Genomic DNA, 13,780 nt, shown 5'->3' on the forward strand with positions numbered 1-13,780 from the left:
GTCAGGGCGCCTTGTCGGCGTCTTGCTGGTTTAACTTCTCGCGGCGGGCGTCGATATCGGCGATTTCTGCCTGAACATCGGCGCTCAGATCCTCGGTGTTCCTGGGCGCCACGGCGGCCTGCTGTTGCTTGGCGCGCGCGAGTGCAGCTGCGATCAGCGCCTTCTTGGGGTCTTCCGCCTCGGCCGGTGCCGGCGCCGGTTCGCCCGTGTCGGCGAGTTTTGCGCGCGTTTCGGCGGCCTTTGCCGCAAGCTTGGCCGCCTTCTCCTCCTTCTCGCGCTCCTGGCGGTAATTGCGGAATTCGAAGCGCTCCCTTGCCTGATCGGACGCCTGCCGTTCGCGTTCGCGCGCCCAGATTTCGCCCTTGGCGAAGCGGTAGTAATCGACCAGCGGAATGCGCGAAGGGCATACGAAGGCGCAGCAGCCGCACTCGATGCAATCGAACAGGTGGTATTCCTGCGCCTTGCCGAAATTCTTCGCACGCGAGAACCAGTACAGTTCGAACGGCTGCAGCTCGGCCGGGCAGGCGCGCGCGCAGGCGCCGCAGCGGATGCACGGCAGCTCGGGCGGCGGGGGCGGAAAGAGCGCCGGCGAGGCCGAGATCACGCAGTTCGTGCCCTTGGTGACCGGCACGGAGAGGCTCTGCAGCTCGGTGCCCATCATCGGGCCACCCATGATATAGCGGTCGGTATCGGCTTTGGGGCCGGCCAGCTGCAGCAGCTCCGCAACCTGCGTGCCGAGCAGCACTTCGTAGTTGCCGGGACGCGCCACATTGCCGGTCAGCGTCACCACACGCGAGACGAGCGGCTCGCCGAAGCAGATCGCGCGGTGCACGGCGTGGGCCGTTCCGACGTTGAAGCACTGGACACCGAAATCCGTGCCGAGCTTGCCCTGCGGAATCTCGACGCTGGTCAGCACCCGGATCAACTGCTTTTCGCCTCCCGCAGGGTAGAGCGTGGGAACGGGAACCACCGCAATGCCATCCCCGAGCTTGCTCGCCGCTGCCTGCATCGCAGCGATCGCCTCCGGCTTGTTGTCCTCGATACCCACCAGCACCTGCTTGGCGCCGATCAGCTCACGCAGGATCATCGCTCCCGACAAGACCTCGGCTGCACGCTCGCGCATGAGACGATCGTCGCAGGTGATCCAGGGTTCGCATTCTGCCCCGTTGATCACCAGCGTCTCGATCCCCTGGCCGCCGCCGATCTTTACGTGGGTCGGAAAACCCGCGCCGCCCATGCCGACGATGCCGCAGCCACGCAGCCAGGCAAGCGCCTCCTCACGCGACACCGCACGCAAGTCGAGCGGCGTATGGTCAATCCAGCGGTCCTCGCCGTCCGGCTCGATCACAACGGAGAGGGTTTCCATGCCCGACGCGTGCGCCATCGGGTACGGCGCGATCTCGACGACGGTCCCGGATGTGGAGGCGTGCACGCTCGTTCCGAGGCCGCCTTCGCCTTCACCGATGTGCTCGCCCTTGAGCACCTTCTGCCCGGGCTGGACGAGGCAACGTGCCGTCGAGCGGATGCTCTGGCGCAGCGGGATGACCAGCCGCTTCGGTATCGGCCCCTTCTGGATCGGAGGCCCCGACGATTCGTTCTTGTGCGATTCGGGCTTGACCCCGCCCTTGAAGCCGAAAAGGCGGGTGATCATGCCGCAGACCTCAGTTCATACACCGGATATTTCCATTTCCATGTTTCAACGGTCTCCGCGACCGGCACCATCGAGATGCAGTCGACCGGGCAGGGCGCAACGCACAGTTCGCACCCGGTGCACAGCGGCGCCACCACGGTATGCATCTGCTTCGCAGCGCCGACGATCGCATCCACCGGGCAGGCCTGAATGCACAGGGTGCAACCGATGCATACCTGTTCGTCGATACGCGCGACCGACTTCGGTTTTTCGGTGCCGTGCTCTTCCGAGAGCGGCTTGAACTCGCGACCCAGCAAGTCGGCAAGCTTGCGGATGCCCTCTTCGCCGCCCGGGGGGCACTGGTTGATGTCGGCTTCCCCGTTCGAGATGGCCTGCGCATAAGGCTTGCAGCCGGGGTACCCGCACTGGCCGCATTGCGTCTGGGGAAGAATCGCGTCGATTTTCTCGACCAGCGGATCGCCTTCGACCTTGAAACGGATCGAGGCATAGCCCAGTGCTGCACCAAGCACAATGGCGATGCCTGTCATGATGAGGATGGCGGTCAACATGGAGTGAGTGCCAGGTTCGGGGCACCGGGGAACAGTCCGCTGCCGGAGTGCTCCGCCCGTGCCGGATCAGTTTGGGGTGGGGGTTCGAAGGCCAGAGCTAGTGAAATCGGTCCAGTCCCGCAAAGCCCATGAATGCCAGGCTCATGAAGCCCGCCGTGACCATTGCGATCGCCGTACCGCGAAACGGCAAGGGAACGTCGGCCCCATCCAGGCGTTCGCGAATGCCCGCGAACAAGATCAGGGCCATCGTGAAGCCGACCGAAGAACCGAAGCCGAACAGAAGGGACTCCAGCAGGTCATGCCGCAGGCCGACGTTCAGCAAAGGGATGCCCAGCACCGCGCAGTTCGTCGTAATCAGCGGAAGATAGATGCCGAGAACCTGGTGAAGCACCGGGCTCGTCTTCTGGATCACCAACTCGGTAAGCTGCACGATCGCCGCGATGACAACGATGAACGAAAGCGTGCGCATGAACGCGAGATCGAACGGCTCCAGCAGGTAATGATCGATAAGGTAACTCGTTCCGCACGCCAGGGTAAGCACGAACGTCGTCGCCGCACCCATGCCCACCGCCGTCTCCAGCTTCTTGGACACGCCCATGAAGGGGCACAGCCCGAGAATTCGGACGAAGACGACGTTGTTCACCAGAACAGCGCCGATGATGATGAAAATGTAGCTGGTCATGTTCGAGAACCGGTTGGTATCCGCGGAATTATGTCCCGCCGTTATGTCCCGCTCAACCCCGAACGGGTTATAGGCATATGCCTTTCGCAGCCATCGGGCGGCGTTGTCAGCGGCCCGTGCCGAAATCGGCCGTTGCGCCCACACACTCCTCCACGAGCGATGGGCCGCGATAGATCAGGCCGCTATAGACCTGCACCAGTTGCGCCCCGGCCTCGAGCTTGGCCCGAGCGCCGCGCCCGTCCAGCACGCCCCCGGCGGCGATGATCGGAAGTTCGCCTGCAAGCGCCTGCGCAAGCTGGGCGACGACAGCGGTCGAGGCCTCGAACACCGGCGCTCCCGACAGGCCGCCCTGCTGCTCGCCGTAGCGCACGCCCTGCACCTTCTCCCGCGAGATCGTGGTGTTCGTCGCGATTACCCCGTCGATACGGTGGCGCCGTAGGGCGTCGGCGATGTTGATCACCTGGGCAGGCTCCAGATCCGGAGCGATCTTCAGGGTCAGCGGCACATAGCGTCCGTTCTTGTCGGCCAGCCGTGCCTGCCGCTCCTTGAGCTGGCCGAGCAGGTCATCCAGTTCGGATTCGCCCTGCAATTGGCGAAGGTTCTTGGTATTCGGCGACGAAATGTTGACCGTCACGTAGCTTGCCAGCGCGTAGACCTTGTCCAGACAGGCGAGGTAATCGTCTGCGGCGTTCTCGATCGGCGTGTCGAAGTTCTTGCCGATGTTGATACCCAGAATGCCCTTGAACTTCGCCGCTGCGACATTTGCGACGAGCGCATCGACGCCGTGGTTGTTGAAACCCATGCGGTTGATGATGCCGCGCACCTCAGGGAGGCGAAACAGTCGTGGGCGCGGGTTGCCCGGTTGCGGGCGCGGAGTGATGGTGCCGATCTCGAGGAAACCGAATCCGAACCGCGCGAGCCCGTCAATGGCCTCGCCGTTCTTGTCCAGGCCGGCAGCGAGGCCAATACGGTTCGGGAAGCTGAGCCCCATGACCTCGACCGGATCGGACAGCACAGGTTTGCCTGCCGGAAGAATGCGACCGGCGAGGTGGAGGGCGGCAAGGGAAAATTCATGTGCAGTTTCCGCGTCGAGCGAAAACAGGAGGGGACGGGCGATGTCGTATAGCATCCGCCAATTCTACCGTTTCATGCAGAACATCGCCCCGCGGATTTCCGAAGTGAGCCCATGCCTGCGGCGGCAGAAGTGGGTCTGCTATTCCGAATCCGAGTCTGTCGATGGATCCAGGGGGCGCCATTCGCCCCGAATGCGTCCTTCGAGGGGACGGAAGCGAATCTTGTAAGCCATCTTACGGCTATCCTTGATCCAGTACCCCAAATAAAGATAAGGCAGATGCAGTCTGCGGCACACTTCGATCTGCCATAGGACGCCGTAGGTCCCGTAGCTGGCCTTGGGTTCGTCGGGGTCGAAGAAGGTGTAAACACTGGAGAGGCCGTCGCTCAGCCGGTCGATCACGCTGACCATGCGCAGGACGCCCTGATCGCGGAATTCGACGACGCGCGTATCCACCTGGCTCTGCAAGAGAAAATGCGCGTACTGCTCGCGGTTGTCTTGATCCATCCCGCCGCCCGCATGTCGCGAACCCTGGTAGCGCTGATAGAGCGCGTAGTGCTCTTCGGAAAAGGAGAGATCCCGTTCGCGTGCCTCGAGCGTGCAGTGGCGTGCCCAGCTGCGCCGCTGGCTGCGGTCGGAAACAAACGCATCGACGGGTATCCGAACGGGCACGCAGGCACGGCAATGATCGCAGTACGGGCGGTAGGTGAACATGCCGCTGCGCCGGAAACCGTTGCGCACGAGCTCGCTGTATACGGCGCTATCGATGAGGTGCCCGGGGGTGGCGACCTGCGAACGTGCCACCCGTTCCGGAAGGTAAGAGCAAGCATAAGGCGCCGTCGCGTAAAACTGGATCAGTGCGTACGGATAGTCTTTCTGCATGTCTGCACGTATGTACTCAGAAGAATCCCCGGCCCGCGTCCCGGGGCCAGCGGCCAGGCCCGTCCCCCTCCCGCGTCCACACTTCCAGACCGGCGCGGAACTCGGTGCGCGCGATTTCGACGGCACCGAGCGAGAGCAGATGTGCGGTGGTCATCTGGCAATCGATCACCGCAAAATTCCTCGACTCAAGGTAGCGGGCAAGGTGGGCAAGAGCAACCTTCGATGCATCCGTGCGGTAGCTGAACATCGACTCTCCGAAGAATGCCCTCCCGAGCCCGATGCCGTAAAGCCCCCCTACGAGCTCGCCATCACACCACGCTTCGACACTGTGCGCATGGCCGAGTTCGTGCATGCGACGATAGGCTGCCTGAATCTCCTGGCTGATCCATGTACCCCCGCCTGATTCGCGCGGTGCCGCGCACGCCGCGACGACTTCGGAAAACGCGGTATCGAAGCTGATTTCGAAGCGGTGTTGGCGCAAGCGGCGGCCGAGCGAGCGCGAAATTTTCATCCTCGACGGGACGAGCACGAGTCTGGGGTCCGGACTCCACCATAGTATCGGCTCGCCCGCGCTGTACCATGGGAAGATCCCCTGCCGGTACGCGGCGAGCAGCCATTCCGGCCTCAGCTCCCCACCTGCGGCGAGCAGGCCCGGAGGGTCAACCAGCGCCGATTCGACCGGAGGGAAGTGCGGACTACCGGCAAGCCAGGGAATCATCGCTTTCTATCATTGCGTGCGGATCGGTCCGATCAGTGGCTGCTCCTTCACCGCTTCATCCGACCCCTCGTGAAAGGTGACCACGTGATCGACATCCAGCCGGATGCCGATCCGCTCTCCGAGTGCGTGGTTGTGATGACTTGGCACCAGCGACAGCACTTTCGCACCGCTCTCCAATTTCAGAGTGTAGAGAATGTCGGCGCCACGGAAGGCCTTGTGCACCACCTCGGCCTGCAAGGCACTCGTGTCGTCGTGCACGATGTCGTCCGGCCGTAGGAGCACGGACACCGTGCAGTCGCGGTCGCAGTTGCCACAGCCGATGCCGCACTCGACGGGAATCGCGCTGTTGAGCGTGCCCAGTTCCACCTTGACCTGATGGTCATTGAGCACCAGTCCCTGAAGAAAGACCCCTTGTCCGATGAAGTCGGCGACGAAGCGATTGGCCGGCCGGTGATACAGGTTGTATGGCGCATCCCATTGCTGGATGCGTCCCTCGTTCATGATCCCGATCTCGTCCGCAACTGCGAAGGCCTCGTGTTGGTCGTGCGTGACCAGGATTGCAGTCGTGTTCGTCGCCTTGATGATGTCGCGCACCTCGTAGGAAAGGCGTTCGCGCAGCTCGACGTCGAGATTCGAAAATGGTTCGTCGAGCAACAGCAGGCTGGGGCGCGGAGCAAGTGCGCGGGCGAGGGCGACCCGTTGTTGCTGGCCGCCTGACATTTCGTGCGGGTATTTGTGCCCCTGGCTGGCCAATCCGACGACGCGCAGCAATTCCGCGACACGCTCGCGACGTTGCTGAGCCTCCAGGTGGCGCAGGCCGAATTCGATGTTCCCTGCAACCGAAAGATGAGGGAACAGTGCGTAATCCTGGAACACCATTCCGATACGCCGTTTCTCGGGCGGGACATGCAGATCGCTCCGGCTCACCACAGCGCCATCGAGCCGGATCACCCCGGCCATGACCGGCTCGAAACCGGCTATGCAGCGCAATACGGTCGTCTTGCCGCAGCCGGACGGCCCCAGCAGGCAGCCGATGCTGCCCTTTTCGAGACGGAAAGAGAGATTGCGGACAACCTGATGACCTCCGTACGCGAGATCGATGCCGGCCAGCTCGAGATGGGACATGGAGAATCCGATACAGCGTTGAAAGGTGCGATGACCATTATTGCATCGCGGTAAGCGAAATGGGATGAATTATAATTCTCGATAGCCTGCCGCGTGGAATGGACCTCGCGGCGTGACCCCGTCGGGAGCGACATGAGATTTCTGGAAGGGCTGGAAAAGCTGCACGAGCGCTGGTCGTCCTTGACGGCCGGGTCATTGCTGGTCTCCGTGTTGATCGCGATGCCGGTGATCTCCGTCTTCTCCAACGTGTTCGTCGGAGGAACGGCGGGTACCTGGAGCCACCTGTCGTCAACCGTTCTGCCGGAGTTCATCCGTAACACGCTGATCCTGTGTATCGGCGTCGGCCTCGGCGTATCGAGCATAGGTGTCGCAACGGCCTGGCTGACGACCATGACCGAATTTCCCGGACGCCGCTTTTTCCAGTGGGCACTGGTCCTACCGCTCGCCGTCCCGGCTTACGTGATGGCCTACGTGTATACGGACTTCCTTCAGTTCGTCGGCCCCCTGCAAACCGTGCTACGCGAACTCTTCGGATGGAAGGCGGGAGACTACTGGTTTCCCGACGTCCGCACCGTGGGCGGCGCGGTAGCGATGTTCATGTTCGTCCTTTACCCATACGTCTACCTACTGGCCCGTACTGCATTTCTCGAGCGCGCCTCTGGAATGCTGGAAGCCGGGCGTTCCCTCGGGCTCGGCCCTTGGGGTAGCTTTTTTCGCGTGTCGCTGCCGCTAGCGCGCCCGGCGGTGGTTGCCGGTTCCGCTCTCGCGCTGATGGAAACGCTGGCGGATTTCGGCACCGTCTCCTACTTCGGGGTTCAGACTTTCACGACCGGCATCTACCGTGCCTGGTTCTCGCTCGGCGATCGCGTCGCCGCCGCGCAGCTGTCCGCAATGCTGCTGGCCTTCGTTGTGCTGGTGCTGGTTCTCGAGCGCGCCAGCCGTGGACGTGCCCGATTCAACAATACCTCGCGTCAACAGGCAACTCCCACCCCGGTCCGGCTCTCGCGTCCACTGGGTCTTGTCGCCATGGTGGCGTGCCTCATGCCGCTCCTCCTCGGATTTCTTTTGCCGGCCTTCCTGCTCGTGCGCATGGCGCTGGTAGACGGCGATGCGCAGTTCGGCGCACGCTTCCTGCAACTTGCACGAAACAGCTTCGTCCTCGCGCTGGTCACGGCGCTCCTCGCCGTGTCGCTCGCGATCCTCCTCGGCTATGCCGCACGGCTGTCACGGCAACACCTTCCCCGTGTGCTGAATCGCATCGTCGGGCTCGGCTATGCCGTTCCGGGTTCGGTCATTGCGGTGGGGGTGCTTATCCCCGTAACGCGCCTCGATCACGTGATTGCGGGGTGGTGGGAGGGTGTGACGGGCGTCAATCCTGGGCTCCTGCTGACCGGGGGAATTGCTGCGCTCGTGTATGCTTACCTGAGCCGGTTTCTTTCCGTCGCACTGCACACGGTCGAAAGCAGCCTCGGCAAGATCACCCCGAACATGGACGATGCTTCCCGCAGCCTCGGTGTCGGCAAGTGGGCGACGCTGCAGCGCGTTCACATCCCGATTCTGCGAGGGAGCCTTCTTACCGCCGGTCTGCTCGTGTTTGTCGACGTAATGAAGGAACTGCCGGCGACCTTGGTCATGAGACCCTTCAACTTCGACACGCTGGCGACGCAAGCGCATACGCTCGCATCGGACGAACGGCTGGCCGAGGCGTCGACGGCCGCTGTCACGATCGTCGCCGTTGGGCTGCTGCCGATGTTCATCATCTCGCGTCAGATTGCACGCGGGAACCGGCGCACGGTCGAGGAAACAGAAGTCTAGATTGCGTTTCGAATGAGAAAAATTGCGGAGGATAGGGGATGACGATCAAGATACTGTTGTGGTGCGATGATCTGGTTAACCGGATGCGCCTCGAGTCCGAGTGGAAGGCCATGGGTGCGACCATGCTCAAGAAGCGCGGCACGGAAGCGCCCGACTGCATCGTAGTGGATCTTGCGGTGCGTAAGGCGTGCGAGCACATCACGCAGTTGCGCGCGAAGTTTCCCGAAATCGATATCATCGTTTTCGGACCGCAATATGACCCCGAGGCCTTCGAGGCGGCAAAGCGGGCCGGAGCAACCGAGGTCGCAGCACGCGGATCGATCGTCGAGCGAGTGACCCGTCGCTTTCCGAAGTGAACGACGCGCCACAAGACCAGGATGCCCTCAGCGCCCACTGCAGGCGCGACTTTTTGAGCAAGAACAAGAGCGTGCAAGCCCGAACGATGGGATAATTCGACAATGAATGCACCGCAATCGACTTCTCCGCGTCGTCGCCTGCAGGAACTGCTGGCGATTCCGGACAACCAGCGCTCCGACGCCGAATGGGACGAGCTCAACGAGCTCGAGATCAGCCTCGCCCCTGGAAATCGGGAGGGCGCGCCCGACCCGAACCTAAGGCGCCCGACGCCATCAACCGGACTGGGCGTCAAGCCGGCCCGTGGGCCGCGGCCAGGAGGTCGGCAACAAAAGCAAGGCGGACAAGGCAAGCCTCCTACGCAGCAAAAGCCCGCGGGTCCACCCAAGAATGTCGCGCCGGCAATTGCAGCCGGAGACGAGGCGCCGGCCAAGAAGCCTGCGCGCAAGTTCCGCAAGCGTTCCCCGAAGCCGAACACGACACCAACCCCGCAATCAGAGTAAAGCTGCCGGTCCGCAGCCGACTCATTTCGGGCGCGTTGCGGGCGGATAGAAAAAACGACGCTTTCCGGTTTGGCCGGAAGGCGTCGCTTTTTATCCTTCTCGCTTTTCTCGAAAATCAGTCTGCGACGGGGTCGTCGCCGCAGACTGGACGATCAGCGGAAGCCAGCGCGGTCGTAGATCTTCTGCGCTTCAGCGGTCGTACTGGCGAGCTCGCCGATGGGCAGCGTGTCCGCCTTGAACTTGCCAAGCGTGTCGAGCGCCGGGTTGCTCACCTTGACGTTCGCGACGACAGGCCACTCGTTATTGCCGTTGGCGAAGTAGGCCTGCGCCTCATCCGACGCCAGGTACTCGAGGAATTTCACCGCAGCGCCCTTGTTCGGAGCGTTCTTCAGCATGCCCGCGCCCGAAATGTTGATGTGCGTGCCCCAAGTCTTCTGGTTCGGCCAGACCGTCCCGATCTTGGCGACCACGGCCTTGTCCTCGGGTTTGTCCGAGTTCATCAGGCGCGCAAGATAATAGGTGTTGGCGATCGTTACGCCGCACTCGCCGGCCGCGACTGCCTTGATCTGGTCGGTATCGCCCCCCTTCGGAGCCCGAGCGAAATTCGCGACGACGTTCTTTGCCCAGTTTTCGGTCGCTTCGACACCATTGTGTTTGACCAGAGCCGCTCCCAGGGAAACGTTGTACGGGTGGCTGCCAGAGCGGGAGCAAACCTTGCCCTTGAGTGCAGGGGAGGCGAGACTTTCATAAGTCTGCACATCGTCCGCCTTCACGGAATCCTTGTTGTACACGATCACGCGGGCGCGCGTCGAATAGGCGTACCAATTTGCCGCACGCAGATGCGCGGGAATGCGTTCTTCCAGCACCTTGGATTTCACCGGAGCAAAGATGCCCAACTCGTCAGCCTTGGCCAGGCGCGACGCATCGACGGTGATGAAGACGTCAGCCGGGCTGTTCGCACCCTCATTCCGGATACGCTCGAGCAGCTCGTCTTCCTTGGCCTCTATCCGGTTGATCTTGATCCCGGTCTGCTTCGTGAAGTTCGAATACAAGGCCTCGTCGGTCTGGTAGTGGCGCGCGGAGTACAGATTCAGCTCCGTGTCCGCAGCGATGGCCTGGCCGGACAGGGCGCCGATGCCGGTGAGGATGGAGGCGATAAGCGTCTTTTTCATCGGGAGGTTCCTTGGTTCGTCATGAGGTGATGGCGCAATACTATCGAGAATAATTCGCAGTTGCAAATGCTTCCCATTGCAGGCAGTATTGTTGCGAATGATTCGCAATACTGACGGAGAAAGAGATGGACGCACTGATCGTGGGAGCCGATCGCCTCGGCAACATCCCGAATGTCTTGTCGGAATTCGGGATCCGTATCGCCGGGCACGTAAGCGGCCGGGAAACAGCCCATCAGCGCCGCACCGCCACGCTACCCGCGGGCATAGAAATGGTGATCCTCTTTACCGACTTCCTCGGCCACAACGTGATGCAGCGCTTCCGTGAAGCCGCCAGCAAGGAAGGCGCCGCGGTCGTATGCTGCCGACGATCCGTGTGTGCTCTTCAGCAGGCCCTCGGAAAACGGGTGGACAAGAGCAATTGCGCGGCGTGCGGTGCTGGTTGCAGCAAGCACTGAAGCGTCACGGAGGAGGGCGCCTGCCGTGCTACTTACAGACAGGCGAATTCGATGACGTCGTGGCTTTCCGAAGACGGCCTGCCAAGGGCGATACGCCCCCGCTTTCGCAGGACAACTTCCTCGTGCGACAGCACGAACTCGCGTTCTCCGTCAATGGCGACGAAAGTGCCGTTGCTGCTCCGGTCGACAAGTACGAACTTGTCGCCACGCAGTTCGATGTAGGCGTGCTCCCGGGAAGCCCGGGTGTCCGTGACGCGGATTTCCGACGAGCTTCCACGTCCCAGCCTTGCGCTGGGCGCCTGGGCGTTCAGGATCAGCGAGCGGTCGGCAATGCTCAGCTGCAACTCAACGGCGTCTTCGGCATCGAGTTGTACGCCTTGAACTACGGTCAGATCACCCGCAGATTCACATACCAACTCGAACGGCGCGGTCAGCCGCGACACGCCCCGCAGGCTCCTGCTCTGGAGCGGATGCATGAGATTGCGCCATTCAGGCTTCAACTCATGCACGCTTTGTTCCGACGCGATCGCACGCCCAGGGGTGGCCAATTCGAGCAGACGTGCCGCCACGTTTACAGTGTCCCCGAAGACATCGTCCTCGCTGACGATCACAGTACCCGTATGGAACGCGACACGAACCGCCATCTTCTGCCCGGACAGGCGCGGCAGATCCTGAACGACGTAGTGAATTCGTATGGCGGCCTCGGGCGCATCGTTTACGTCGGAAAAGACGGCGAGCAGCCCATCCCCCGTGTTCTTGATCACTCGGCCGCCACAAGCCTGGATTTCCTGTCGCATCCCAAGAAGGCACTGCTCGACCACGCGAAAGGCGGCGGCGTCGCCCGCTCGCTCGTATAGCTGCGTGCTGCCGGCCAGGTCGGCAAAGAAAATAGTGCAGGTCTCGGGAAAGGCTTCGGGGACCGTCATTATTTCATTATAAAGAAAGGCAGGCTTGCGCGACGCACAATCGAGCCCGGAATCTGGCAGATTTGGGAGCGGTTGATGCAATCCGCTATAATTTGATTATTCAAGTTCCGGGTCGGAATCCCGTTCTGGCTCATTCTCTGCTGGTTGTCACGGTCATTCCCGGCGTCGCAGCGAAAGCGTCATCGTCTTCGGATTCTGCATATTTCCGATTGTCCGGATCGTTCCTGTGCCGCGCACTGTACGCGATCGGGGCAGAACGCCGTGCGACGGACGATGGTGGTACGGGATGGTGCCGGGAGTTTCGGCTTTGACCGTCGCGCGGCCGGGCATTGCCTGTTTTCGAGGAGTTGAAATGGCGAAGGAAGAACTGCTGGAAATGGAGGGCGTTGTAAATGAAGTGCTTCCCGATACGCGCTTTCGCGTGACGCTTGAGAACGGCGTGGAAGTCCAGGCTTACGCTTCGGGCAAGATGCGCAAGCACCGCATCCGCATTCTTGCCGGCGACCGGGTGAGTGTCGAGCTGTCACCCTACGACCTGACGAAAGCGCGCATCAGCTTCCGCCACAAGGAAGAGCGAAGCGACGCACCCCCTCCGCCTCCGCGTCAGTACCGCGGCCGCTGAGCGCTCCGTTGCCTCAGGTGGGCAGGTAGGCGCACTTGCACACCTCGAAATGCGACGCGTCGCCAAATATTCCGAAAGATCGCTCTGCCCCGTGTGACAGGCCCGCGGCCCATCCACTACGGCGGCGGCGGCTTGATTCTCAGACAAGAACGTCCGAATTTTGCGGCGCAAATCTCTAGCCGAAGAAGCGTCGCTCGGCTTGTTCTCCGACCGCCATCCCGGTCGCTTTGGCGCGCGACAGCAACTCCCAAAAATACCGGTACGAGGCCCGATCGTGGAGCTTGCCCTTGTGCTGGGTCGGCCCCCAGCCAACGGCCTGGGCATTGGCGAGAATTTCGACTGCGGCTTCGACCTCCGAGAAGTCCGGGCGCATCGCCTCGACGATGGGCCGAATCTGGTTCGGATGGATGCTCCACATGCGCAGATAGCCGAACTCGCGGCGTGCACGCTCGGCATCCCCGCGTATGTAATCGAGATCCTTCAGCTCCGTGGTGACGTTGTGGGACGGGACGACGCCATTGCCGAGCGCCGCGGCGGCAATCTCGACTTTGGCGCGGACCACCAAGGGGTGCGTAAATTGCCCCGGGCTGGTCATCGCGCTTCCCGGGATCGCTCCATGATGTCCGGACACGAAATCCATGAGCCCGAAGTCGAGTGACTCGACACTGTCCAGGGCGGCTATTTCCCATGCTTCGCGCAGCGCCCCATGCGTCTCGATCAGCACGTGCACCGGAATCGCCTTGTCTATTCCGTGCGACGCCTCGATCGCGCGCAACGCGCGTATCTGCTCCGCTGCGTCGCTCGCGGAGCGGACTTTGGGAAGTGTGACGAAGGCCAGAGAGCGCCCCGCCAGCCTCACAAGAATTTCGAGATCCTGCTGCCAGTGCTCGTGGGTGATGTCATGGATGCGTGCGCCGACCCGACCAAAACGATTGTCCTTTGACAGAATCAGTTCGGCCGCCATCGTTGCATGTTCGGCCTCGGCGCCGGCATGCGCGCCGTCCTCGCAGTCGCACGTCACGTCGAAGATCGGTCCGAGCTCCTGCTGCAGTTGCAGGGCCTTTCGCATGAGCTTCTCCGAGCCCGCGTAGTGGTCGACGGCGGGTAGCGCCGGGAAGGGTTTCTCTCCGGCGAAAAGAACGTCGGCAGGATGTTGCATGGTTTTGTCCATAAACGTGTCGAGGGTCCGATTCTGCGGAAACTGCTCGACAAAAAAAAGCCGCGGCGCTCAGCCGCGGCTTTTCTTGCAAGCGTT

At 62.1% G+C, this 13,780-nt stretch carries 15 protein-coding genes; 5 read left to right on the top strand and 10 right to left on the bottom strand.

Annotation, left to right across the window (positions count from 1 at the left end; translation table 11 throughout):
* Nucleotide 1: 1 nt before the first annotated feature.
* The 7 genes from rsxC to ToN1_RS23115 all read right to left on the bottom strand — a co-directional run bounded on the left by rsxC (nucleotide 2) and on the right by ToN1_RS23115 (nucleotide 6,678).
* Nucleotides 2-1,651, bottom strand: a complete 1,650-nt coding sequence (gene rsxC / locus ToN1_RS23085) for an electron transport complex subunit RsxC (protein ID WP_169205487.1) — start codon at nucleotides 1,649-1,651, stop codon at nucleotides 2-4.
* Nucleotides 1,648-2,199, bottom strand: a complete 552-nt coding sequence (gene rsxB / locus ToN1_RS23090) for an electron transport complex subunit RsxB (protein WP_169205488.1) — start codon at nucleotides 2,197-2,199, stop codon at nucleotides 1,648-1,650. Before rsxB ends, rsxC begins: the two co-directional genes overlap by 4 nt.
* A 97-nt stretch (nucleotides 2,200-2,296) precedes the next feature.
* Nucleotides 2,297-2,881, bottom strand: a complete 585-nt coding sequence (gene rsxA, locus ToN1_RS23095) for an electron transport complex subunit RsxA (RefSeq protein WP_169205489.1) — start codon at nucleotides 2,879-2,881, stop codon at nucleotides 2,297-2,299.
* 106 nt (nucleotides 2,882-2,987) lie between these two features.
* Nucleotides 2,988-4,010 (bottom strand): quinone-dependent dihydroorotate dehydrogenase, encoded by a 1,023-nt coding sequence (locus tag ToN1_RS23100; protein WP_169205490.1) that lies wholly within the window; start codon nucleotides 4,008-4,010, stop codon nucleotides 2,988-2,990.
* A gap of 84 nt (nucleotides 4,011-4,094) precedes the next feature.
* The gene (locus ToN1_RS23105) at nucleotides 4,095-4,835 is read right to left on the bottom strand and encodes an arginyltransferase (RefSeq protein WP_169205491.1); all 741 of its coding nucleotides are present in this window, start codon (nucleotides 4,833-4,835) and stop codon (nucleotides 4,095-4,097) included.
* Nucleotides 4,836-4,851: 16 nt separating this feature from the next.
* Nucleotides 4,852-5,553: a leucyl/phenylalanyl-tRNA--protein transferase gene (gene aat / locus ToN1_RS23110; RefSeq protein ID WP_169205492.1), complete on the bottom strand. Its 702-nt coding sequence runs from the start codon at nucleotides 5,551-5,553 to the stop codon at nucleotides 4,852-4,854.
* A gap of 9 nt (nucleotides 5,554-5,562) precedes the next feature.
* Complete coding sequence (locus tag ToN1_RS23115; protein WP_169205493.1) at nucleotides 5,563-6,678, bottom strand: ABC transporter ATP-binding protein; 1,116 nt, start codon at nucleotides 6,676-6,678, stop codon at nucleotides 5,563-5,565.
* Between the two features lie 132 nt (nucleotides 6,679-6,810).
* On the opposite strand from ToN1_RS23115, the gene ToN1_RS23120 reads away from it, so the two are divergent.
* The 3 genes from ToN1_RS23120 (at nucleotide 6,811) to ToN1_RS23130 (ending at nucleotide 9,350) form a co-directional block, all read left to right on the top strand.
* Nucleotides 6,811-8,493 carry an ABC transporter permease gene (locus ToN1_RS23120; RefSeq protein WP_210147916.1) on the top strand — a complete coding sequence of 561 codons (1,683 nt, stop codon included), beginning with the start codon at nucleotides 6,811-6,813 and terminating at the stop codon, nucleotides 8,491-8,493.
* A 38-nt stretch (nucleotides 8,494-8,531) separates the two neighbouring features.
* Nucleotides 8,532-8,849 carry a response regulator gene (locus ToN1_RS23125; protein ID WP_169205494.1) on the top strand — a complete coding sequence of 106 codons (318 nt, stop codon included), beginning with the start codon at nucleotides 8,532-8,534 and terminating at the stop codon, nucleotides 8,847-8,849.
* A gap of 102 nt (nucleotides 8,850-8,951) precedes the next feature.
* Nucleotides 8,952-9,350: a hypothetical protein gene (locus ToN1_RS23130; protein WP_169205450.1), complete on the top strand. Its 399-nt coding sequence runs from the start codon at nucleotides 8,952-8,954 to the stop codon at nucleotides 9,348-9,350.
* A gap of 152 nt (nucleotides 9,351-9,502) precedes the next feature.
* On the opposite strand, the gene ToN1_RS23135 is transcribed toward ToN1_RS23130, so the two are convergent.
* Nucleotides 9,503-10,522 (bottom strand): Fe(3+) ABC transporter substrate-binding protein, encoded by a 1,020-nt coding sequence (locus ToN1_RS23135; protein WP_169205495.1) that lies wholly within the window; start codon nucleotides 10,520-10,522, stop codon nucleotides 9,503-9,505.
* Between the two features lie 125 nt (nucleotides 10,523-10,647).
* Between ToN1_RS23135 and ToN1_RS23140 the strand changes: the two genes are divergently transcribed.
* Nucleotides 10,648-10,977, top strand: a complete 330-nt coding sequence (locus ToN1_RS23140; RefSeq protein ID WP_169205496.1) for a DUF2325 domain-containing protein — start codon at nucleotides 10,648-10,650, stop codon at nucleotides 10,975-10,977.
* Between the two features lie 32 nt (nucleotides 10,978-11,009).
* Here the strand turns inward: ToN1_RS23140 and ToN1_RS23145 are convergent, their stop codons facing one another.
* Entirely contained in the window at nucleotides 11,010-11,903 is an 894-nt protein-coding gene (locus ToN1_RS23145; RefSeq protein WP_169205497.1) for an adenylate/guanylate cyclase domain-containing protein, read from the bottom strand.
* 352 nt (nucleotides 11,904-12,255) lie between these two features.
* On the opposite strand from ToN1_RS23145, the gene infA reads away from it, so the two are divergent.
* Nucleotides 12,256-12,525, top strand: a complete 270-nt coding sequence (gene infA, locus ToN1_RS23150; RefSeq protein WP_169205498.1) for a translation initiation factor IF-1 — start codon at nucleotides 12,256-12,258, stop codon at nucleotides 12,523-12,525.
* 175 nt (nucleotides 12,526-12,700) lie between these two features.
* Here the strand turns inward: infA and ToN1_RS23155 are convergent, their stop codons facing one another.
* Nucleotides 12,701-13,684, bottom strand: a complete 984-nt coding sequence (locus tag ToN1_RS23155) for an HpcH/HpaI aldolase/citrate lyase family protein (protein WP_169205499.1) — start codon at nucleotides 13,682-13,684, stop codon at nucleotides 12,701-12,703.
* Nucleotides 13,685-13,780 lie beyond the last annotated feature (96 nt).

The sequence above is a fragment of the Aromatoleum petrolei genome (assembly GCF_017894385.1).
In the GTDB taxonomy this organism is placed as follows: domain Bacteria; phylum Pseudomonadota; class Gammaproteobacteria; order Burkholderiales; family Rhodocyclaceae; genus Aromatoleum; species Aromatoleum petrolei.

Coding starts and splice junctions, on each gene's coding strand:
- aat (WP_169205492.1), bottom strand. CDS start 5,553: ATGATTCCCTGGCTTGCCGGTAGTCCGCACTTCCCTCCGGTCGAATCG.
- ToN1_RS23100 (WP_169205490.1), bottom strand. CDS start 4,010: ATGCTATACGACATCGCCCGTCCCCTCCTGTTTTCGCTCGACGCGGAA.
- ToN1_RS23155 (WP_169205499.1), bottom strand. CDS start 13,684: ATGCAACATCCTGCCGACGTTCTTTTCGCCGGAGAGAAACCCTTCCCG.
- ToN1_RS23115 (WP_169205493.1), bottom strand. CDS start 6,678: ATGTCCCATCTCGAGCTGGCCGGCATCGATCTCGCGTACGGAGGTCAT.
- rsxB (WP_169205488.1), bottom strand. CDS start 2,199: ATGTTGACCGCCATCCTCATCATGACAGGCATCGCCATTGTGCTTGGT.
- rsxA (WP_169205489.1), bottom strand. CDS start 2,881: ATGACCAGCTACATTTTCATCATCATCGGCGCTGTTCTGGTGAACAAC.
- ToN1_RS23125 (WP_169205494.1), top strand. CDS start 8,532: ATGACGATCAAGATACTGTTGTGGTGCGATGATCTGGTTAACCGGATG.
- ToN1_RS23105 (WP_169205491.1), bottom strand. CDS start 4,835: ATGCAGAAAGACTATCCGTACGCACTGATCCAGTTTTACGCGACGGCG.
- infA (WP_169205498.1), top strand. CDS start 12,256: ATGGCGAAGGAAGAACTGCTGGAAATGGAGGGCGTTGTAAATGAAGTG.
- ToN1_RS23135 (WP_169205495.1), bottom strand. CDS start 10,522: ATGAAAAAGACGCTTATCGCCTCCATCCTCACCGGCATCGGCGCCCTG.
- ToN1_RS23140 (WP_169205496.1), top strand. CDS start 10,648: ATGGACGCACTGATCGTGGGAGCCGATCGCCTCGGCAACATCCCGAAT.
- rsxC (WP_169205487.1), bottom strand. CDS start 1,651: ATGATCACCCGCCTTTTCGGCTTCAAGGGCGGGGTCAAGCCCGAATCG.
- ToN1_RS23145 (WP_169205497.1), bottom strand. CDS start 11,903: ATGACGGTCCCCGAAGCCTTTCCCGAGACCTGCACTATTTTCTTTGCC.
- ToN1_RS23120 (WP_210147916.1), top strand. CDS start 6,811: ATGAGATTTCTGGAAGGGCTGGAAAAGCTGCACGAGCGCTGGTCGTCC.
- ToN1_RS23130 (WP_169205450.1), top strand. CDS start 8,952: ATGAATGCACCGCAATCGACTTCTCCGCGTCGTCGCCTGCAGGAACTG.